Raw genomic sequence first — 21,236 nt, forward strand, 5'->3', positions numbered from 1 at the left:
GCCCGGCCGCGTCACACCGGCGCCGGTGCTCGCAGCGCCCGCAGCATCCCGTCCGGACCGGCCGGTAGGGGTGCTCGAAGGGGATGCCGTTGGTGCGCGTCACGAACGGCGGCCCCGACCACCCCGCGCCGACCACCACCCGGCCCGGGAAGCGGGCCTCCAGGTCCTCGCGGCGCAGGGGCATCAGGCGATGGGTCCCCTCGATCCGGGTGTGCGTGACGCCGGAGTCCCGCACACCTTCAGATGGCGCGACAGCGCGGACGCCCCCGCGCGGACGTCCGACTTCGTCCACATCCGCTACGTCGTGATCCACCTGCCGGACCCGGAGAAGGCTGTCGCCCGGCTCGCGAGCCGGCTCGGGCCGAGAGGTGTGCTGCTGCTGGAGGAGCCGTCGTTCCGGCGGCGGCGCACCGACCTCCCATCTGCTGCCGAACGGTTGGAAGCAAGATGATTGCACTGTTACGTTTATGACCCACTCATTGACGTGCAGACGATGTCTGCCGCAACAAAACAGTGAGGACGATGACGGAGCGTCAATCACAGGCATCGGCTCCGGGGTGCAGAGCTACCACCACGCCTTCGCCGCCGTCGGCATCTTCTCGCTGGCCGGTGTCGTCGCCTCCGCAGTGGGCCTGGGTGCGCCCGAGGACCCGGCGGCCGCCAAGGACGCGGCGGCGCCGCCGCTGGCCGAGCCTCCGGCGCCGGCCTGGAGGGCGAGCACGCGTGAGCGGCAAGGTCGCCCCGGAGGCCGGCACCGCGGTGGTGGAGTGGCTCGCGTCCGACGACCCGGTGCTGTCCCGGGGCGGGATCGCCGAGCTGGGACGCACCGTGGACGGCTGGCTGCTGCCCCGCCGGATCCCCCCGGCACGGCTCGCCACCACCTTCTCCCAGGGCTTCGCGAGTTGCGCGGCCATGCCCGCCGGTGTCCGGTTCGGGTCCGCACCGACGTCGCGGAGGTGGCGCTGCGGCTGAACATGACCGCCGACAGCGCGCCGCTGGACGTCCGGGAAAGCGGCCACTGGATTCACCGGAAACCCCCGGAGGCCGTCACCAGCGAACTGGAGACGTGGCTGAGCGGGCTTCCCCCGGCGGCGCGGTGAAAGCGGCGCGCGAGCCGAGGTGAATCCCTCCGTCCCGATCGGCCATATTCCGCTGCCGGGTCCGGCGGGTGGGTCGATCCGGCGGACGGAGGACCATCTCGGCGGCCATTGCTCCGCTTTTTCTGACAATGCACTTGGTGTCGGCTTGGCGCCGCCGCCCGCCGCCGGAGGCGTGAATTCTGCACGGTCGCCCGTGAAATCCGCCCGATCCGCCGCAAATCGCCTTCCCGGCAAACGAGGTGAGGCCGCGTCGGCGCGGCGATAACGGAAGAAAGCGGTCCGGACCCGGCGAGTCGCTCAGACGGGGCGCAAGGCCGTGAAAAGAACACCCATAAGCCCGGTTCGAACAGGCGGCCCGCAATGGCAGCCGCGTGTGTCATGGGCGTCTGATACTGTCGAAAACGTCAATCGGCAAAGGGCTGTCAAGAAAGTCGCGGCCCGTACCGGGGGCAATGGGGCAGGAATTGGAACCCGATCGTGGTGCTTCCCGGGGATTCACGGGTCGGGTGGAATGAATTCACCATCAATGCGAATGACGCCGCCGTGGTCGGCTGCGTCCGAAAACAGTTGGTCCGGCATCGGGAACGAGCCGTCCCGGCAGGGGACGGGGGCTCCCGCGCGCCGCACCGCGGGCCGGCCATCCGGCCCGGGCGGGCGCGTCGTGGGCGAGTGGAGATCGGGGGACGGTCTTGCGAGGGCAGGAAAATTTCACTGAGCTTGTGCTGCGCCACGCCGCCGAGCGGCCGGACCAGGAGGCGTACGTCTTCCTGCCCGGCAACTCGCCCGACGCGGCCGCACAGCGCCTGACGTACGCTCAACTGGACACCGAAGCCCGGCGGATCGCCTCCTGGCTGCAGCGCAAGGGCGCGGCCGGCGGGCAGGTGCTGCTGCTCTACCCCTCGGGCCTGGAATTCGTGAAGGCCTTCGTCGGCTGCCTCTACGCGGGGTCCGTCGCGGTGCCCGCGCCGCTGCCCGGCGAGAACAACCAGTCCGCGCGCCTCACCGGCATCCTGCGGGACGCCGAGGTACGCGCGGTGCTCACCGGCTCCGCGGACGAACCGGGTATCAGCGCATGGCTGCGCGCCTCGGGCGCCACCGGGATCGAGGTCCTGGCGACCGACGACCCCACCCGGGGCGCGGCGGGGGAGTGGACGCGGCCGCGGCTGGCGGGCGAGTCGCTGGCCTTCCTCCAGTACACCTCCGGCTCCACCAGCGAGCCCAAGGGCGTCATGGTCTCGCACGCCAACCTGCTGGCCAACGAGCTGGCCATCGCGCGCGTGCTCGGCACCGGCGAGGGCGTCAGGATGGGCTGCTGGCTGCCCGCCTACCACGACATGGGGCTGATCGGGCACATCCTGCACTCGCTCTACGCGGGTGGCTCGACGGTGCTGATGGCCCCGGTCACCTTCCTCATGCGGCCGGTGCGCTGGCTGCAGATGATCGGGGAGTACGGCGTCGCCGTCAGCGGCAGCCCCAACTTCGGCTACGACCTGTGCCTGCGCCGGATCACCGACGAACAGCTCGCCACCCTGGACCTCAGCACCTGGCGGCATGCCTGCAACGGCGCCGAGCCGATCCGCGCCGAGACGGTCCGCGCCTTCACCGAGCGCTTCGCCCCCGCGGGTTTTCGCCCCGAGAGCTTCTTCCCCTGCTACGGCATGGCCGAGACGACGCTGCTGGTCTCCGGCACTCCGGCCGACCGCAGCCCCGTCCACCGCACCGTGGACGCGGCCGCGCTGGAACAGGGCCGGCTCGCCGAGGCCGGACCGGAGGCGGGCACCCGGACGCTGGTGAGCAGCGGAGTGGTGGACCCCGCCGACTTCAGCGTGCGCATCGTCGACCCGGACGCGCACACCGAACAGCCCGACGGGCAGGTCGGCGAGATCTGGGTCAAGGGCGCCAGCGTCTCCTCGGGCTACTGGAAGCGGCCCGACGTCAACACCCGCGTCTTCGACGCCGGGATCGTCTCCGCGGCGGGCACCGACACCGGCTGGCTGCGCACCGGCGACTTCGGCGTGCTGGAGGCCGGGCAGCTGTACGTGACGGGCCGTCTCAAGGAGATGATCCTGATCAACGGCCGCAACATCTACCCGCACGACGTGGAGCGCGCGGTGCAGGCCCTGCACCCGGCCTTCCGCGGCGGCGCCGGCGCGGCCTTCTCGGTGGACGACGGCGAGGAGCACCTCGTCCTGGTGCAGGAGTTCCGCCGGGCCGCGGCGCAGGACCCGGCGGCGCTGTGCGCCGAGATCCGCGCCCACGTCCGCAGCGAGTTCCAGGCCAGCTGCAGCGTCGTCCTGGTCCGCCCGGCGGCGGTGCACAAGACCACCAGCGGCAAGATCCAGCGCACGCTGATGCGGGCGCTGCTGCTGGAGGGCCGGCTGGAGCCCGTCCACCAGGACCTGGACCGCCAGGTCTCCCGTCTCGTGTCCGCCCCGCAGCCCGCCCCGGTGGGCTGAGCCGTGGACCGTACCCCTGCCCCGTACGCCCCGCACCGGCTGGCCGAGCAGCTGGAGTGGGATCTCGGCGACCCGGACGAGCCGGCCTCGGCGTTCGGCCACGCCCGCAGCCTGGCGCTGGACGAGCGCGAGGCCTTCCCCGAAGGTGCCTGCGACCGGCTGGACGAGCTGGGCCTGCACGACTTCTACGTGCCCGCCGCCCACGGCGGGCGGCTCGCGGACTACGAGCAGCTGATGCAGCTGATGCGCACGGTCGCGCGCCGTGACCTGACCGTCGCCGTCGCCCACGGCAAGACGTACCTGGGCGCGGTCTGTGTCTGGGTGGGTGGCTCGGCGGAGCAGTGCCGGGAGCTGGCCGGGGCCGTCGCGTCCCGGATCCGGGTCTCCCTCGCCCTGACCGAACGCGCCCACGGCAGCGACCTGCTGGCCGGTGACGTCGTCGCGGAGCCCCCCGCGGACACCGGCCCGGACACCGGCCCGGACACCGGCCCCGACGCCTCCGCGGGTTTCCTGCTCAGCGGCGAGAAGTGGCTGATCAACAACGCCACCCGGGGCAGCCTGCTGTCGGTGCTCTCCCGCACCGACCCGGCGGGCGGCCCGCGCGGCTACTCGGTGCTGCTGGTCGACAAACGCTCCCTGCCCGCCGGCACGTACCGGCACCTGGACAAGGTGCGCACGCACGGGATCCGCGGCGCGGACATCTCCGGGATCGCCTTCGACCGCGCCCCGGTCCCCGCCGGGGCCGTGGTCGGCGAGGTGGGCGGCGGCCTGGAGACCGTGCTCAAGGCGCTCCAGCTGACCCGCACCATGTGCGCGGCGCTCTCGCTGGGCGCAGCCGACCACGCGCTCGCCCTCGGCCTGGACTTCGCCGCCGGGCGCAGCCTGTACGGCAGGCCGCTCGCCGGACTGCCGCAGGCTCGCCGGACGCTGGCCGAGACCACCGCCGACGTGCTCGCGGACGAGGCGCTGGCACTGGTGGCCGCCCGCGCGGTGCAGACCCTCCCGGCGGAGCTGTCCGTCGTCGCCGCGGTCACCAAGTACCTCGTGCCGACCCGCACCGAGGCCGTCGTCACCGCGCTGACCGGACTGCTCGGTGCCCGCGCCTTCCTCAAGGACGTCCACGCGGGCGGCCGCTTCCAGAAGATCGACCGGGACCACCGCATCGTCGGCCTCTTCGACGGCAACACCCTGGTCAACCTCAACTCGCTGATCAGCCAGTTCCGGCTGCTGGCCCGCGCCCACGAGCGCGCCGCCGGCGACGTGCCCGGAGCCGTCGCGGCCTTCCGGCTCACCGCGCCGCTGCCGCCCGCCGACCTCGGCCGGCTCTCGCTCATCGCCCGGCAGGGCAGCGGTGTGCTGGCCGCGCTGCCCGGCTGCGTGGCCCGGCTGCGCGACCTGGCCGCCGACGACCCGGCGCTCGCGCCCGCCCTGCACGCCGCCGAGCGGCTGGTGGTGGCCGTGGACGCGGTGCACGCGCAGGTGGCGGCGCTGAAGGACGCGCAGACCGAGGTGCCGCCCGCCGCCTTCGACGCCGCCCGGCGGTTCGCGCTGTGCTTCGCCGGTGCGGCCTGCGTCGGCCTGTGGACGTACAGCCACGCCGAGGCCGAGGCCGGTGCGACCGCGCCGCTGTGGCGCGACGCCCTGTGGCTGCGGGCCGCGCTCGCCCGGCTGCTGGCCGCGCTGGACGTCCCGGACGCGGCCGACCCGGAGGCGCTGGACGGCGTCCTCGACGCGGCCACCGCCCTGCACACCGGCGGGCGGCTGGTCTCGCTGCTGCCCCTGTCGCTGCGCCCGGCCGCCGCGGCGGCGGAGGACGGGACGGTCCGGCCGGCCCTTGCCGTCCCCGTATCCGGACCGGCCTCGGGGAGGGCGTCATGACGGCGGATCAGGCGGAGCGGACGGCGCCGGACCCGGCGCCGCGCCAGCCCCAGGAGGCGGGCACAGCCGCCCGGGTCGCCGAGCTGGCCGCCGCCTTCGGCGATCCCGGCGACGTGGTCCAGCTCGGCCGGGGCGCTGCCCCCCGCGCGGTCCGGCGACAACTGCCCGGCCAGCGCGCCCACCAGGGCGATCCGGGCGCCGCGGTTCGCCGCGAGGACGGCGGCCGTCAGCTGCCCGCCGCCCACGGTGTCCACGACGACGTCGATCCCGTCCGGCGCAGCGGCGCCGAGCAGCTCGCCGAACGGCCCCGCCCCGCGCAGCACGACCGCGTCGTAGCCCAGCTCCCGCCGCAGCCGCTCCGCCTTGTCCGGCGAGCCGGTGCTCCCCACCACCCGCCCGGCCCCCAGCAGCCGGGCGATCTGCCCCGCGAGGGTCCCCACCGCCCCCGCGGCCCCGGTCACCAGCACCGTGTCGCCCTCGCGCACCGGGGCCAGCCGGGTCAGTGCCCCGTACGCCGCCGAACCTTGCGCGAGATACGCCACCGGAGACGGCAGCTCCCCGTCCAGCACCCGGCACTCCGCGGCCGTCGGCACCGCGTACTCCCGCCACCCCTGAAGGTGCATCACCAGCCGCCCCTTCTCCAGCGGCCCCCCGACCACCTCCCCGACGGCCGGCCCGAACAGCGCGTCGCCCGGGTGCAGCGGCGGCAGCGGCACGTCGCGCGTCTCGCCCCCGATGAGCGTGCGCAGCCCTGGAAAGACCAGGAAGTGTGTGTTGCGGACCAGCACCTGCCCCGCCCCGGCGCGCGGTACGGGCTCCTCCACCAGTGCGAAGTCCCCTTCGGCGGGCAGCCCTTCGGGACGGCGGTCCAGCCGGACAAATCGATGCGTCGCGTTCATGCCCGGACGCTAAGCCCTGCCCCGCGGGTCAGGGTCAAGTCCGCCTCGGCGGGGCCGCGGCTCCGGCCGTCCCGCCGCCGTGGCCGTCAGGTCGACTCGCGGATGATGAGCTTGCACGGCACCGTCTGCGACCCCTGCGACGGCCGGCCGTCGATGGCGTCGAGCAGGCGCAGGGCCGCGATGCGGCCGATCTCCGTGAGGTTCATGTCGATCGTGGTCAGCGGCGGGCGGGCGGCCAGAGCCATCGTGTCCCAGTTGTCGTAGCCGATCACGGCGATGTCCTCGGGGACGGGGTGGCCGGACTCGCGGAGGGTGTCGGTGACACCGCGGGCGATCTGGTCGTTGCCGCAGAAGAACGCGTCCGTGTCGGGGGCGGTGCGCAGGACGGCGTGGGCGGCGCGGCGGCCCCACGCCTCGCTCCAGTCGCCGAAGTGGACGCGGCCGCCGGACAGTTCGAGGCCGGCCTCGGCGAGCTGGGTCCCGGTCAGGTGGGCGCGGCGGCTGGCCGCGGCGTGGTGGGCGGGGCCGGTGACGTGGGCGATGCGGCGGCGGCCCGAGGCGATCAGGTGGTCGACGGCGAGACGGGCGCCGCCCTCGTCGTCGGAGGTGACGGACATGTCGGCCGGGTCGGTGGAGGGGGCCAGCGCGTAGACGGTGGGGACGCCGTGCAGGCCCTGGAGGGGGTCACGGGGGTCGGTGCGGCGGCCGGTGACGATGATGCCGTCGACCCGGCGGGCCAGCAGCGTCTGGACGTAGTGCCGTTCGCGGATGGCGTCGCCCCGGGTGTCGCACAGCAGCACCGAGATCTTGCCGGCGCCGAGCGCGTCCTCGGCGCCGAGCAGCACGGGGGTGCTGAAGCGGCCGATGCCGTCGGTCGTGACCAGCCCAACCGTCCACGTCCGCCCCGCCAGCAGGATCCGCGCCGCCTCGTTGGGCTGGAAGTCCAGCCGCCGGGCGGCGTCCAGCACCCGCTCCCGGGTCTCCGGCCGCATCCGGCCGTTGCCGCTCAGCGCCTTCGAGGCGGTGCCGACGCTGACCCCGGCCAGCGCGGCGACGTCGGTGAGCGTCACGCGTCCGGCGGCGGCGGGACGACGGTCGGTCTCAGTCACAGGCAATCCTTTGCTCGTTTCCACGGCAGCGCTCATCCTGCCAGCCCCGGGCGCATGTCCCAAGTCGGGGGAGCGGGTACGCCCGTGGGTGGCGCCCTGGCACGGCACGGCTGCTGCGGGCACTGCGCGGGCACCTCACGCCTCGTCATGAGCCACCGGACCGCCGGGAGGCAGGTTCTTTTTCCTATTGTTCACAGGCTTGACGCGTCCAGCACGTCGCCCTAGGTTACGGGCCAAGAAAACCTTTGCGCACAGTGGGAAACGCCGTCGCGGGGGGCCGGTGACCCGGCCGTACGCCCCGCCCGACGCGTCGTTTCCGCGGCCGCACCTACGACCCGGGGAGATCCATGTCCCGCACCCGCCGGATACCCGTCCCGCGCGGACCCGTACGTCCCGGCGCCGAGGCGCGCCCTGCCCTGTCGCCCGCCACCGGCGCCGCGATCCTGGGCGGCTTCTGGCACACCCGGCGCACGGTGAACGCCACGGTCAGCGTCCCACAGGGGCCGGGGCTGCTGGAGTCGGCGGGCAACCTGCACGACCTGCGGCTGGTCGCCGGGGCCGCCGAGGGCGCCTTCGAGGGCGACTACCCCTTCATGGACTCCGACGTCTACAAGTGGCTGGAGGCCGCCGCCTGGCAGCTCGGCCAGCAGGATCCGCCGGGTGCCCCGGACACGGCGGTGGCAGCGGACGCCGCGGCCCTGCAGAAGGAGGTCGACCGTATCGTCGCCCTGGTCGCGGCGGCCCAGCAGCCCGATGGTTACCTGAACACCTGGGTCCAGGCGGGCAAGGGCGGTGCCCGCTACGCCGACCTGCGCTGGGGTCACGAGCTCTACTGCGCCGGCCACCTCATCCAGGCCGCCGTCGCCCACCACCGCGGCACCGGCGGCACCGAACTGCTCGACGTGGCCGTCCGCTTCGCCGACCAGATCGACGCCACCTTCGGCCCGGGCAAGCCGGTGGACGGCTTCGACGGCCACCCCGAGGTGGAGACCGCGCTCGTCGAGCTCTACCGCGAGACCGGCGAGCGCCGCTACCTCGACCTCGCGGGCTACTTCGTCGACCGCCACGGCCACGGAGTGCTCGGCGGCGAGGCGTACTGCCAGGACCGGGTGCCGCTGCGCGCGCAGGAGAACGTCGAGGGCCACGCCGTACGCCAGCTCTACCTGCTCGCCGCCGCCGCCGACCTTGCCGTGGAGACCGGGGACGCGGAACTGCGCGCGGCGTGCGAGCGGCTCTGGTCGGCGATGGTCGCGACCAAGACGCACATCACCGGCGGCCTGGGCGCCCACCACCACCACGAGGAGTTCGGCGACCCGTACGAACTGCCCACCGAGCGCGCCTACTGCGAGACCTGCGCGGCCGTCGCCTCCGTGCACTACAGCTGGCGGATGGCGCTGCTCACAGGGGACGCCCGCTACGGCGACCTCATCGAGCGCACCCTCTTCAACGGCTTCCTCGCCGGGGTGTCGCTGGACGGCGACCGCTGGCTGTACGTCAACCCGCTGCAGGTGCGCGACGGCCACACCGACACCGGCGGCGACCAGTCCGCCCGCCGCACCCGCTGGTTCCGCTGCGCCTGCTGCCCGCCCAACGTCATGCGGCTGCTGGCCAGCCTGGAGCACTACGTCGCCACCGGCAGTTCCACCGGCCTCCAGCTCCACCAGTACGCCACGGGCCGCTACGCCGTGGACGCCGCAGGAGCCGCCCTGAGTGTGAGCGTTAACACCCGCTATCCCGACGACGGCACCATCGCGGTCACCGTGGAGGAGGCCGGTGGTGACGCAAACACGGCCGCCGCCCGGCCCTGGACGCTCTCGCTGCGCATCCCCCAGTGGTGCCGCCGCTTCGCGGTGACCGTGGCCGGACAGCCGCTGGCGGAACCCGCGGCCGAGGACGGCTGGCTGCACCTGGAAAGAAAGTGGACGCCGGGTGACGAGGTCGTGCTGGAACTCCGGCTGGACGTACGGCGGACGGCTGCCGACCCGCGGGCGGACGCGGTGCGTGGTTGCGTTGCCATCGAGCGCGGCCCGCTGGTCTACTGCCTCGAACAGGCCGACCAGGACGGCGGCGGCCTGGACGACCTGGTGCTCGACCTCTCCCGCCCGCTGACCGCGGTCGAACGCCCCGACCTGCTCGGTGGTGTCGTCACCGTCCGGGCGACCGGGCGCCGCCCCGCGGCCCCCACCGCCGCCGGACCCGCGTGGTGGCCCTACCGGGAGGCGGACACCGCCACCGCTACGGACCCCGGCGAGATGGTTGCGCTCACCGCCGTCCCGTACCACGCGTGGGCCAACCGCCGCGACGGCAGCATGCGCGTCTGGATCCCCACGGCGCCCCCCACGGCCGGCTGACCGGCGCCCCCTCGCATCCCTCTTCCTCCCTCCCCCTTCCTCTCACCCCGAGCGCATCCCCACCTCCCGGCGGTGGCCCGCAGCCGCCGCCGGCCCTCAGGAAAGTCAAGGACGACACGACCATGAGACACTCGCGCACCGCCCTCGTCGCCGCGGCCGCGGCATCGTTCGCGCTGATCGGCGTCAGCGCCTGCGGGGGCTCCGGCTCCGGCGGCTCCTCCTCCGCGGCCTCGGGCACCTACACCTTCTGGGACCCCTACCCGCAGTTCGGTCCCTCCGACGCCTGGGCCAAGCTCGTCGCCTCCTGCGGCAAGCAGGCCGGAGTGAGCGTGAAGCGGACCGCGCTCGACACCACGGACCTGAACAACAAGGCGCTGCTGGCGGGCCAGAAGGGCGATCTGCCGGACGTGATGATGGTCGACAACCCCATCGTCTCCACCCTCACCGAGGCCGGGATCCTCAACAAGACCACCGACGTCGGCCTGGACACCGCCGCCCTGCAGAAGAACATCCTGGGCGCGGGCGTCATCGACGGCTCCGCGTACGGCGTCCCCATCGGGGCCAACACGCTCGCGCTGTACTACAACGCCGACATCCTGAAGAAGGCGGGCGTCGACCCCGCCTCGATCACGGACTGGGCCTCGCTCACCGCCGCCCTGGAGAAGGTCAAGGCCGCGGGCTCCAAGGGCATCAGCTTTGGGGCCATCGGCACGGAGGAGGGCAGCTTCCAGTTCCTGCCCTGGTACTGGGGATCGGGCGCGGACCTGAAGACCCTCGACAGCCCCGAGGCCGTGAAGGCGCTGACGCTGTGGAAGGACTGGGTCGACAAGGGCCTGGCCCCCAAGGACGTCCTCACCAACACCCAGACCACCGCGTGGCAGGAGTTCGCCACCGGCCAGTACGCCTTCGGCGAGAACGGCACCTGGCAGCTCGCCAACGCCAAGAAGGCCGGGTTCGGTTACGGGATCATCAGTATCCCCGGTGTCAACGGCGGTTCGGCGCCGGTGCCGACGGGCGGCGAGTTCGTCACCGTGCCCGTCCAGAAGGACGACAGCCGCTACGCGGTGGACAAGAAGATCGTCGAGTGCCTGACCAGCAACGCCAACTACCTCAGCACCGACACGACGCTGTCCTACGTCGCTCCGGTCGCCGCGGTCCAGGACCAGCAGGTGGCCGCCGATCCCGGGCTCAAGCCGTGGGTGTCGGCGCTGGCGGCCGCCCGCGGGCGGACGAGCGACGGGCTCGGCACGAAGTACCCCGTCATCTCCGAGCAGCTGTGGGCGGCGGTGCAGAGCGCGCTGTCCGGCTCCAAGTCCCCGCAGGACGCCCTCTCCGCGGCCCAGCAGGCCGTCAAGAACCACCAGAGCTGAGACACGACGGCAGACCGAGGAGTCACGCGCATGGTCACCACCCGCGCCGGGAGCCTGGAGCGCCGACCGGCCGTTGCCGGGACGGAGCCGGCCGGCGTCCGGCCCGACCGACAGCCCGCCCGGCCCCGCAGGCGCGGGGCGAACCCCTCCCAGCTGGTGGCCTGGGCGTTCGTCGCCCCGGTCGTCGCCTACCTGGGGGCCTTCTACGCCTATCCGCTCTACCGCAACGTCGACCTGTCGGTCCGGCATTACACGGTCCGCTCCTTCGTACAGGGCGGCGCGCCCTACTCCGGGCTCGACAACTTCCGGCAGGTCGTCCAGGACCCGGCCTTCGTGGGCACACTGCGCAACACGATGGTCTTCACCCTGGTGTCCATCCTCTTCCAGTACGCCCTGGGGCTGGCGCTCGCGGTGTTCTTCAACCGGCGCTTCCGGCTCGCGCCCACGCTGCGGGCGCTGTTCCTCGTCCCGTGGCTGCTGCCGCTGATCGTGTCGGCGTCCACCTGGTCGTGGATGTTCAACAGCGAGTCCGGGGTGGTGAACTACGCTCTGCACTTCGTGGGTGTCGACCCGGTGGCCTGGCTCGCCTCGCCGCACTGGGCGCTGACCTCCGTGATCATCGCAAACATCTGGATCGGCATCCCCTTCAACCTGGTCATCCTCTACAGCGGCCTGCAGAACATCCCGGCCGAGCTGTACGAGGCGGCGAGCCTGGACGGGGCGAGCGGCTGGCAGCAGTTCCGGCGGATCACCTTCCCGCTGCTGCGGCCGGTCTCGGCGATCACCCTGCTGCTGGGGCTGGTCTACACGCTCAAGGTCTTCGACCTGATCTGGATCATGACGAAGGGCGGTCCCGGCGACTCCTCGTCGACGCTGGCGACCTGGTCCTACCGCTTCGGATTCGGCTCGCTGCTCCCGGAGTTCGGGCCCGGCGCCGCGGTCGGCAACATCCTGATCCTGATCGCCCTGTTCTTCGGGCTGTTCTACATCCGCGTCCAGAGGAGACTGGCGTGACCTCCCGCGCCCGGCGTTCCCGCCGGTACACCGTCATCGGCGTCGTGCTGACCGCGATCATGCTCTTCCCGGTCTACTGGATGATCAACGTCTCGCTCACCCCGCAGCAGGACATGCGCAAGGACCCGCCCGACCTGCTGCCGCTGCACGCCACCTTCAGCGGCTACCGGGCCGTGGTCCGGGACCAGCTGCCCAACCTGGGCACCAGCCTGCTGATCGGCCTCGGCACCGTCGCCCTGACCCTCGCGCTCGCCGCCCCGGCCGGCTACGCGCTGGCCAAGCTGCGCCCGCGCGGGGCCGGGGCGGTCGGTCTGCTCCTGCTGGTCGCCCAGATGATTCCGGGCATCGTCATGGCGATGGGCTTCTACGGGATCTTCCTCAACCTCGGCGTCATGGACACCTGGTGGGGCTTGGTGATCGCGGACTCCACCATCGCGGTGCCCTTCGGTGTCATGATCTTCGCGGCCTTCATGTCCGGCATCCCGGACGAGCTGATCGCGGCGGCACGGATCGACGGGGCGAACGTCTGGCGCACCTTCACCTCCGTCGTGCTGCCCGTCAGCCGCAACGCGGTCGTCACCGTCTCGCTGTTCAGCTTCCTGTGGGCGTGGTCGGACTTCGTCTTCGCCAACACCCTCGACGGGGGCGGCAGCATGCGGCCCATCACGCTCGGCATCTACAAGTACATCGGCAACAACAACCAGGAGTGGAACGCCATCATGGCCACCGCCGTCGTCGCCTCCGTTCCCGCCGCGGTGCTGCTGGTGCTGGCGCAGCGCTACGTCGCCGCCGGGGTGACCGCGGGAGCCGTGAAGGACTGAGGGGCCGGCGGTCCGCCGCGCGAGACGCCTGCGGGCGGCGGGCCGCCGGTTGCGGGAAGCCTTGACGGTCCCGGAAGGGGCGGGGACACTCGCCGCGACCAGATGTTTACGCAAACCTACGTGGTTCCTCCCGCTTCGACCCCCTGAGAGGTGACGCGATGTCCGCCCCACCGGCTCTGCGCACACCGTCCACACCGCCCGACCGTCCCCGTTCCCTGCGGCTGTTCGCGTTCCCATCCCCATCCCCATCCCCGTCTCCGTCCCCGTTCCTGGCCGGCTCCGTGTCCCGCGCCCGGCGGGCCCTGCGCCGACTGGGGCTGCTGGTCGTCATGGCCCTGGTCGCGGCCACGGGCGGCGCCGTCGCCGGTGCGGGCCCCGCCGCCGCGGCCGCCGCGGCGACGTTCACCCCCGGCGCCGCCTGGCAGGACACCGCGGGCAACGCCCTTCAGCTGCACGGCCTGGGCATCGTCAAGGCAGGCTCGACCTGGTACGGATTCGGCGAGAACAAGGCGGGGGAGTCGTCCTCGAACGCGGCCTTCCAGTCCGTCGCCTGCTACAGCTCGGCCGACCTCGCCCACTGGACCCGGCAGAACGACGCCCTGACCCGGCAGAGCAGCGGCGACCTCGGACCGAACCGCGTCGTCGAGCGCCCCAAGGTGCTGTACAACGCAACCACGGCCACCTATGTGATGTACCTGCACATCGACAGCAGCTCCTACGGCGAGGCCAAGGTCGGCGTCGCCACCAGCAGCACCCCCTGCGGGCCGTACAGCTACCGCGGCAGCTTCCAGCCGCTGGGCCAGCAGAGCCGCGACATCGGCCTGTTCCAGGACACCGACGGCTCGGCCTACCTGCTGACCGAGGACCGCGCCAACGGGCTGCGGATCGACCGGCTGTCGGCCGACTACCTTTCCGTCACCTCGTCCGTCCACGTCTTCGGCGACTACGAGGCCCCCGCGATGGTCAAGGCGGACGGCCGCTACTACCTCTTCGGCTCCAGCCTCACCGGCTGGTCCACCAACGACAACGTCTACGCCACCGCGACCTCGCTGACCGGTACCTGGTCGGCCTTCCGCCCCGTCGCGCCGGTCGGGACGCACACCTACAACTCCCAGACCGCCAACGTGATCCCGGTCGCTGGCACCGGCGGCACGGCGTACGTCTTCGCCGCCGACCGCTGGACCACCGCCGACCTCGGCTCCTCGCCCGAGGTGTGGCTGCCGCTGACCCTGGGCGGTGGCACGGCGGCGGTCTCCTGGCAGAACTCCTGGACCCTCGACACCGCGGCCGGCACCTGGACCGGCACGAGCAACCCCGCCGACGCCACCTACCGAATCACCGCCGCCAACAGTGGCAAGCAGCTCGACGTCAAGGACGCCGCGACCGCGGACGGCTCCGCCGTCGAGCAGTGGAGCGCCAACTCCGGCACCAACCAGCAGTGGACCCTGCACCGCGTCGGCGGCAGCACCTACACCGTGACCGGCGTGGGCAGCGGCAAGCCGCTCGACGTCCCCGGCGCCTCCACCGCGGCCGGCACCCGGCTGGACATCCGCGGCGCCGACGGGGCGGCCGACCAGCGCTGGATCCTCCAGGCCACCGGCGGCTACACATCCGGGTCCAACTCCTCCTACGTCCTGGTCAACCTCGGCAGCGGCCTGGTCGCCGACGTGGTCAGCGGCTCCACGGCCGACGGCGCCCTCGTCGAGCAGTGGGGCGCCAACGGCGGCAGCAACCAGACCTGGTCGCTCGGCTGATCCGACCGGGAGCCCGGGTCCCCGGCACAGGCCGGGGACCCGGGCCGCCACCCCACCCGATCACCCCCCACCGACCACCCCCACCACCATCCCCTCGCCCCACCGGGAGACGCCATGTCCTTCCCCGCCCCTGCCCTGCCGACCCGCGGCGCGCCCCCGCGCACACTCCGGACCGGGCACCTCGCCCGGCGCGCGGTGCCGCGCGCCGCGCTCGCGGGGGTGCTCGCCGCCCTGACGCTCGGCGTCGCGTCCCCCGCGCACGCCGCGGGCAACACCCTGACGGTCAACGTCGGCACCACCGTCCGGCCGGTCACGCACGTCGCGGCAGGCGGCCTCTACGGCGTGGACACCGCCGGCACCCCGCCGCTCGACCGGCTCTACCCGCTGCACGTCAACACCTTCACCCAGCCCCCGCCGGGCACTCAGCAGCTCGGCAACGGCGCGACCCACCCCTGCTGCGACGCGCTGCAGGTCAGCGGCAAGGTCACCGACTCCGGCGGTCAGCAGTACATCCGTCTGCCCGACATCTTCAAGACCTTCCCCTACAACTGGGTGAGCTGGGCGGACTGGGAGTCCAAGGTCAAGACGATGGTGCAATCGCGTGTGAGCGCTAACACGACGACCGGCATCGCGGGCTACGAGATCTGGAACGAGCCCGACGCCAACTGGACCACCAGCACCGGCGGCAACGCCGGCAGCTACCTGGACGCCTGGACGCGCACTTACCACGACATCCGCGCGATCGACACCGTCACCCCCATCGTGGGTCCGGGCGAATCCGCCTACAACCACGACTGGATGTACAGCTTCATGCTCAACGCCAAGAACACCGGCACCCTGCCCGCGGTCGCGGTCTGGCACGAGCTGGGGGACTTCAGCTACCAGAACGTCCAGGCGCACGTGGACGACTTCCGGGCCGTCGAGACCTCGCTCGGCCTGCCGCACATCCCCGTCTCCATCAACGAGTACGCCTCGCCGGGCCAGGTCGACCAGCCCAGCATCGGCGTCCACTACATGGCCGCCTTCGAACGCGCGGGCATCCACGACGCGGAGCGCGCCTACTGGTACGAGGCGGGCACCCTCGACGGCCTGCTCTACAACAACGCGCCGACCGCGTCCTACTGGGCCTACAAGTGGTACGGCGACCAGTCGGGGAACGTCGTCCAGACCGTGCCGCAGTCCTGGCTGGACGGCGTGGCCTCCTACGACGCGAGCCGCAAGCAGGTCAACGTCGTCTTCGGCGGTGACAGTGGCGCCAACACCGTACGCCTCACCGGGATGGGCGCGTTCGGCTCGCAGGTCAAGGCGGTGCTGTCCCGCACGGAGAACACCGGACGGCACACCAACGAGGCCGCGCCGGTCACCGTGTCGACCACCACCTACACCGTGGCCTCGGATGGCAGCGTCACCATCCCCGTCGCCGGGATGGACGCCGTCGACGCCTACCAACTGCTCGTCACGCCGTCCTCCGGCGCGCCGAGCTGGCAGCAGACCTACGAGGCCGAGAACGCCACCGTCGTGGGCGCCAACCGCCTCAGCTCCTCGGCCGCCTCCAACGGTGGTTACGTCGGACAGATCGACAACGCCACCGACATGCGCAACGACAGCTTCGTCGACTTCCTCGTCAACGTACCGTCGGCCCGGACGTACACGATGAGCATCACGTACGCCAACGCCACCGGAGCTGACGCCACCCAGGGACTGGCCTACGACGGCGGCGCCTGGTCCACCGTCACCTACCCGCCCACCGGCTCGGGCTGGGGTCACCCGACAGGCACGGCCACGGTCGGCGTCAGCCTCAAGGCGGGATACAACATGATCCGGCTCGCCAAGGGCTCACCCAACTTCGCCGGGGGCACCGGCTACGCCGAGCTGGACAGCATCACGCTCTCCTGAGCACGAGGCAGGTGCCGTCGCCGTCCGACCCGCAGCCGCCGAGGAGGCGGCCCGGGACGGACGGCGACGCGCGGCGCCGGTCACTCCTGCGTCGGTCCGAGGTCCGGGGTGTCGCGCAGGTCCACCGCCGCGCGGGCGGTCGCGTGCAGCTCCAGGACGACGATCTCGTTGCGCCCCCTGCGCAGCACCGGCCCCGGCACGTACAGCCGGCGCTGCGGACCGCGCGACCAGTAGCGGCCCAGCGCGAAACCGTTCACCCAGGCGCAGCCCTTGGTCCAGCCGGTGAGGTCGAGGTACGTGTCGGCGGGCTCGGCCACGTCGAACTCACCGCGGTGGAAGACCGGCCCGGCGACCGGCAGCGGCCCGGCGGCGGCGAAGTCCAGGCCCGACAGGTCGTCCAGCGGCAGCGCGGTGGACGTCCAGCCGGTCAGCGGCTCGCCGTTCGCGGTCACGGGCCCGGTCAGGCCCTTGCGGTCGTGCAGCCCCGGCCCGTAGTTGACCCGGCCCTGGTTCTCCACCAGCAGGGCCAGCTCCGCGCCCGCGGCCGGGACGGTGAGGGTCAGCGCCTGCTCGTGGCTCTCGCGCTCCAGGACTCCCGCGGGCTGCGTGTTCACGAAAACCTGGGCCCGGTCGCGCACGCCCGGAGCGTGCAGCAGGACCGGACCGGCGGCCGTCAGCCGGGTCCGGTAGAGCACGAACCCGAGACCGTTTCCGGCGCCGTGCCGAGCGGCAAGCTCCTCCATGGTCAGCGGGCGTTCACCGGGGACCGGGAGGCCGAGGGCGGATGTTCGCGCAAGCAGCGGGGCGCGCGAGGTGAGCGCGATGCCGAGCTGGTTCAGCTTCTTCGACGGCGGGGGAAGCGGTCCGCCGGGGACGGGGGCGTGGCGGGCGATCACCTCGCGGAAGGCGGCGAACTTCGGCGTCGGGTCGCCCGCCTCGTCCAGCGGCGCGTCGTAGTCGTAGGACGTGACGGTCGGCCGGTAGGTGCCCTTGTCGTTGGCGCCGTTGGTGAAGCCGAAGTTGGTGCCGCCGTGGAACATGTAGAGGCTGACGCTCGCCCCCGCCGTGAGCAGCCGGTCGAGGTCGGCGGCGGCCGCCGCGGCCGGGCGCTCGGCGTGGACGCCGCCCCAGCGGTCGAACCAGCCGTTCCAGAACTCCGTGCACATCAGCGGGCCTTCGGGCCGGTGCGCGCGCAGCGCGGCGAGGTTCTCCGCGACCCGGCTGCCGAAGTTCGCGGTCGCCAGCACACCCGGCACCGAGCCGCGCGTGAGGTCGGCGGGCTGGTCGCACGTGAACAGCGGGACGTCCACCGCGTGCCGCCGCAACAGCTCCACCAGAGTGCGCAGATACAGCTGGTCGTCGCCGTAGGCGCCGAACTCGTTCTCCACCTGCACCGCGACGACCGGCCCGCCCCGGGTGGCCAGGTGCGGCGCCGCACGCGGCAGCAGCTCGGCGAAGAAGCGCCCGACGGCGTCGAGGTAGCGCGGATCGGTGCTGCGCAGCCGGATGTCCGGTTCGGCCAGTAGCCAGCACGGCAGCCCGCCGCCCTCCCACTCGCCGCAGATGTACGGTCCCGGGCGCAGCAGCACGTACAGGCCCTCCTCGCGGGCCAGCCGCAGGAACCGTTCCAGATCGAGCCCGTCTCCCCAGGTGAAGATGCCGGGGCGGGGCTCGTGCAGATTCCACGGCACGTACGTGTCGACGGTGTTGAGCCCGAGCAGCCGGGCCTTGCGCAGCCGGTCGCGCCACTGGGCGGGGTGCACGCGGAAGTAGTGCAGTGCGCCGGAGAGGATGCGGAACGGCTCGCCGTCCAGCCGGAATTCGTCCCTGTCGATCTGCAGTACGGGCATGGGTCGCGGTCCTCCGCGGGGGAGTGGGTGGTTGACGATGGTGGTTGCGCAAACATCACACGCGCGCACGGACCCGTCCCGAACGTGCGGGCACGGATCCGGCAGGGTCAGTCGCTGTATGCGGGCGGCGGCGCGGAACTGGCGCGGACGACCAGCCGGGTGGGCACCAGGTCCGTACCGCGCTCCGCCGCGCCGTTGCGGATCTGCCGCAGCACGGTCGCCACACAGCGGCGACCGACCTCGGCGAAGTCCTGGCGGACGGTCGTCAGCGGCGGCGTGTAGGAGGCGGCCTCCGGGATGTCGTCGAAGCCGACGACGCTTATGTCCTCCGGCACCCGGCGGCCCGCCTCGTGCAGGGCGCGCAACACGCCCAGCGCCATCTGGTCGTTGGCGACGAAAACGGCGGTGCAGCCGGAGTGCCTCAGCAGCTGTCGCCCGGCGCGGTATCCGGACTCCGCCGACCAGTCGCCGCGCAGCAGTACGGGCCCGAGCCGGCCCCACCCGGCCAGCGCGTCCGCCCAGCCCGCGATGCGGCGCTCCGCGGCGAACGACTCCTCGGGGCCGGCCACGTGCCACACCGTGCGGTGCCCGAGGCCGAGCAGGTGCCGCACGGCCGCCGCCGCGCCGCCCGCCTGGTCGGTGTCGACCACGCTGTAGCGTTCGCCGGCGTTGGAGTCGACCACGACCACCTGGGCGCTGGGCGGAAGCGACACCGTGGCGGTGTCCAGGAGGTGCACCTCCATGACGATCACGATGCCGTCGACCGCCAGCTCGCCGAGCCGGGTGAAGGCTCCGCGCACCTCGTCCTGCGTCGGCACGGTCACCGGCAGCAGCGTGGTGGCGTAACCCTCCTCCGCCGCCGAGGTCGCGATCGCCTCCAGCGTGCGCATGTTGCCGGTCGTCGACATGTTGAAGAGGATGACGCCGAGGGTGCGGAAGTCGCCGCGCTTGAGGGCGCGGGCCGCGCTGTTCGGCCGGTAGCCCAGCTCCTTCATCGCCGCCAGCACCTGCTGCCGGGTCGCCTCCACGACTCCCGGGAAGCCGTTGGAGACCCGGGAGACGGTCTGCGCCGACACCCCGGCGAGCTTGGCGACGTCCGCCATCGACGCGCCGCGCCGCCGGCGGCCGGCCTCGGCGGCGGGCGGGGCGCTCGGGGCGGGCGGGATGGAGGCCGGCGGCACCGGACCGGTCGTCGTGCTGTCGCTCACCGTCGTACCCCTTGCTGGCGCCCCGCCGTGTCCGGCGGCGCGGTGGTCGTCCTCCGCGCGGGCCGCGCCCGGCCCGCGCGGGCGGGCGGGGAACGGCCCTTGAGTGATTGCGCAATCATAGGCGCGGGCAGGTCAGCCCATGCTGAAGCCCTGCTGCGTGCCGTAGGAGATCGATTTTTCCTGCCACGCCTTGAGGCCGTCCTTCAGCGTCGTCGAGGACACGTACGCCTTGCCGACGGTGTCGTTGAAGACGGAGTTCGCGTAAACCTGGTACGGCAGGTACGACCAGCCGGGCAGGACGTTCTTCGCGGACTCGGCGAAGATCTTGTTGGCCTGCTGGCCGCCGAAGTAGGGGAACTGCTCGTTCTGGAAGGCCGGTGAGTCCAGGTCCGCCGTGGTCGCCGGGAAGGCGCCGCCCTTGACGCGGGTCTGCACCCCGGCGCCCTGGTTCGCGTACTGCAGGAAGGCGTAGGCCAGCGCCTTGTGGTCGCCGCCCTGCATGACCGCGAGCGAGCTGCCGCCGTTCTCGGCGCTCGCGTGCCCGCCGGCCTGCCACTGCGGCAGCGGCGCCACCCGCCAGTCGCCCGCCGCGTCCTTGACGCCCGAGCTGAAGTTGGCCGGCATCCAGGCGCCGGTGGCGAGCGTGGCGATGGTCCCGTCGCCCAGGCCCTTGTACCACTGGTCGCTCCACGGCGTCACCGGCGAGACCAGGTGTTCGGAGACCAGTTGCTGCCATTGCCCGGTGAAGGTGGCGGTGCCGGAGTCACTGCCGAAGTCGACCGACACCTTGGTGCCGTCGACCTTGTACGGCTTGCCGCCCGCCTGCCAGATGAGGCTGGTGGTCATACCGGCGTCGCCGGTGTCGCTGGTGATGTACGCCTTGGGGTCGGCCTGGTGCAGCTTGCGGGCGTCGTCGACGTACTGGGCCCACGTCGTGGGCACGGGGAGCTTGTAGGTGTCGAAGACCTTCTTGTTGTAGAAGAGCGCCATGGGGCCGGAGTCCATCGGCAGCCCGAAGACCCCGCCGTCGATGTTCACCGAATTCCACGGGCCGGGGGAGTAGCTCTTCTCCAGCCCCTTGGCGCCGAAGGCGCTCAGGTCCGCGACCGACTTGCCGAGCGCGAACTGGCCGAGCGCGTAGTACTCGATCTGTGCGACGTCCGGGACGCCCTTGCCCGCCTGGACGGCGTTCTGCAGCGCGGTGTACTGGTCGTTGCCGGTGCCCGCGTTGACCAGCTTGATGTGCACCTTGGGGTACTTCGCCCGGAAGTCGGCGACCACCTGCTTGAGCGTCGGCTCCCACGCCCACACGGTGAGGGACCCGCCCTTGGCCAGTGCCGACGTGACCGCGTCCGCGCCGGACGCCCCGCCGCTGCCGGACGACGAGTCGGAGCCGCCGGACGACCCGCAGGCGGTGAGTCCCGTCGCCGAGGCGGCGAGGACGGCCACGGCGGTGACCCAGCGGCGAAGCGCTCTGTTTCTCATCTCGTTTCACTCCGTTGTGCGTAGGTCCCGTTCGGACGGGACGGC

14 protein-coding genes and 1 pseudogene are annotated in these 21,236 nt (G+C 72.6%); 10 read left to right on the top strand and 5 right to left on the bottom strand.

The features are described 5' to 3' along the window. Nucleotides 1-70: 70 nt before the first annotated feature. From ACH4PY_RS29765 to ACH4PY_RS29780, 4 genes are all read left to right on the top strand, one after another. Nucleotides 71-451: a methyltransferase domain-containing protein gene (locus tag ACH4PY_RS29765; RefSeq protein WP_398189681.1), complete on the top strand. Its 381-nt coding sequence runs from the start codon at nt 71-73 to the stop codon at nt 449-451. Between the two features lie 272 nt (nt 452-723). Continuing rightward, nucleotides 724-972, top strand: a complete 249-nt coding sequence (locus tag ACH4PY_RS29770) for a hypothetical protein (protein ID WP_398189684.1) — start codon at nt 724-726, stop codon at nt 970-972. An 847-nt stretch (nt 973-1,819) separates the two neighbouring features. Next, nucleotides 1,820-3,556 (top strand): fatty acyl-AMP ligase, encoded by a 1,737-nt coding sequence (locus ACH4PY_RS29775; RefSeq protein WP_398189687.1) that lies wholly within the window; start codon nt 1,820-1,822, stop codon nt 3,554-3,556. A 3-nt stretch (nt 3,557-3,559) separates the two neighbouring features. Further along, the gene (locus ACH4PY_RS29780) at nt 3,560-5,434 is read left to right on the top strand and encodes an acyl-CoA dehydrogenase family protein (RefSeq protein ID WP_398189690.1); all 1,875 of its coding nucleotides are present in this window, start codon (nt 3,560-3,562) and stop codon (nt 5,432-5,434) included. Between the two features lie 92 nt (nt 5,435-5,526). Here the strand turns inward: ACH4PY_RS29780 and ACH4PY_RS29785 are convergent. Beyond that, a pseudogene (locus ACH4PY_RS29785) lies at nt 5,527-6,333 on the bottom strand (MDR family NADP-dependent oxidoreductase); the annotation flags it as partial. 86 nt (nt 6,334-6,419) lie between these two features. Continuing rightward, nucleotides 6,420-7,442 carry a LacI family DNA-binding transcriptional regulator gene (locus ACH4PY_RS29790; RefSeq protein ID WP_398189694.1) on the bottom strand — a complete coding sequence of 341 codons (1,023 nt, stop codon included), beginning with the start codon at nt 7,440-7,442 and terminating at the stop codon, nt 6,420-6,422. A 347-nt stretch (nt 7,443-7,789) separates the two neighbouring features. On the opposite strand from ACH4PY_RS29790, the gene ACH4PY_RS29795 reads away from it, so the two are divergent. The 6 genes from ACH4PY_RS29795 to ACH4PY_RS29820 all read left to right on the top strand — a co-directional run bounded on the left by ACH4PY_RS29795 (nt 7,790) and on the right by ACH4PY_RS29820 (nt 16,648). Then, nucleotides 7,790-9,793, top strand: a complete 2,004-nt coding sequence (locus tag ACH4PY_RS29795) for a glycoside hydrolase family 127 protein (protein WP_398189697.1) — start codon at nt 7,790-7,792, stop codon at nt 9,791-9,793. 122 nt (nt 9,794-9,915) lie between these two features. After that, nucleotides 9,916-11,163 (top strand): extracellular solute-binding protein, encoded by a 1,248-nt coding sequence (locus ACH4PY_RS29800; protein ID WP_398189699.1) that lies wholly within the window; start codon nt 9,916-9,918, stop codon nt 11,161-11,163. A gap of 30 nt (nt 11,164-11,193) precedes the next feature. After that, entirely contained in the window at nt 11,194-12,177 is a 984-nt protein-coding gene (locus ACH4PY_RS29805) for a carbohydrate ABC transporter permease (protein ID WP_398189702.1), read from the top strand. A gap of 59 nt (nt 12,178-12,236) precedes the next feature. Then, nucleotides 12,237-12,998, top strand: a complete 762-nt coding sequence (locus tag ACH4PY_RS29810) for a carbohydrate ABC transporter permease (protein WP_398189973.1) — start codon at nt 12,237-12,239, stop codon at nt 12,996-12,998. Between the two features lie 281 nt (nt 12,999-13,279). Then, entirely contained in the window at nt 13,280-14,752 is a 1,473-nt protein-coding gene (locus ACH4PY_RS29815; protein WP_398189705.1) for an RICIN domain-containing protein, read from the top strand. 114 nt (nt 14,753-14,866) lie between these two features. After that, nucleotides 14,867-16,648 (top strand): hypothetical protein, encoded by a 1,782-nt coding sequence (locus ACH4PY_RS29820; protein ID WP_398189708.1) that lies wholly within the window; start codon nt 14,867-14,869, stop codon nt 16,646-16,648. 80 nt (nt 16,649-16,728) lie between these two features. Here ACH4PY_RS29820 and ACH4PY_RS29825 read toward each other — a convergent pair whose 3' ends face one another. The 3 genes from ACH4PY_RS29825 to ACH4PY_RS29835 form a co-directional block, all read right to left on the bottom strand. Further along, nucleotides 16,729-18,498 carry a beta-galactosidase gene (locus ACH4PY_RS29825; RefSeq protein WP_398189710.1) on the bottom strand — a complete coding sequence of 590 codons (1,770 nt, stop codon included), beginning with the start codon at nt 18,496-18,498 and terminating at the stop codon, nt 16,729-16,731. A 107-nt stretch (nt 18,499-18,605) separates the two neighbouring features. Beyond that, nucleotides 18,606-19,601: a LacI family DNA-binding transcriptional regulator gene (locus tag ACH4PY_RS29830; protein WP_398189976.1), complete on the bottom strand. Its 996-nt coding sequence runs from the start codon at nt 19,599-19,601 to the stop codon at nt 18,606-18,608. Nucleotides 19,602-19,838: 237 nt separating this feature from the next. After that, on the bottom strand, nt 19,839-21,191 hold the full coding sequence (locus ACH4PY_RS29835) for an ABC transporter substrate-binding protein (protein ID WP_398189712.1): 1,353 nt from the start codon (nt 21,189-21,191) through the stop codon (nt 19,839-19,841). Between the last annotated feature and the right edge of the window lie 45 nt (nt 21,192-21,236).

It is taken from the genome of Streptomyces sp. NPDC021224 (assembly GCF_044332905.1).
Taxonomy (GTDB): Bacteria; Actinomycetota; Actinomycetes; order Streptomycetales; family Streptomycetaceae; genus Actinacidiphila.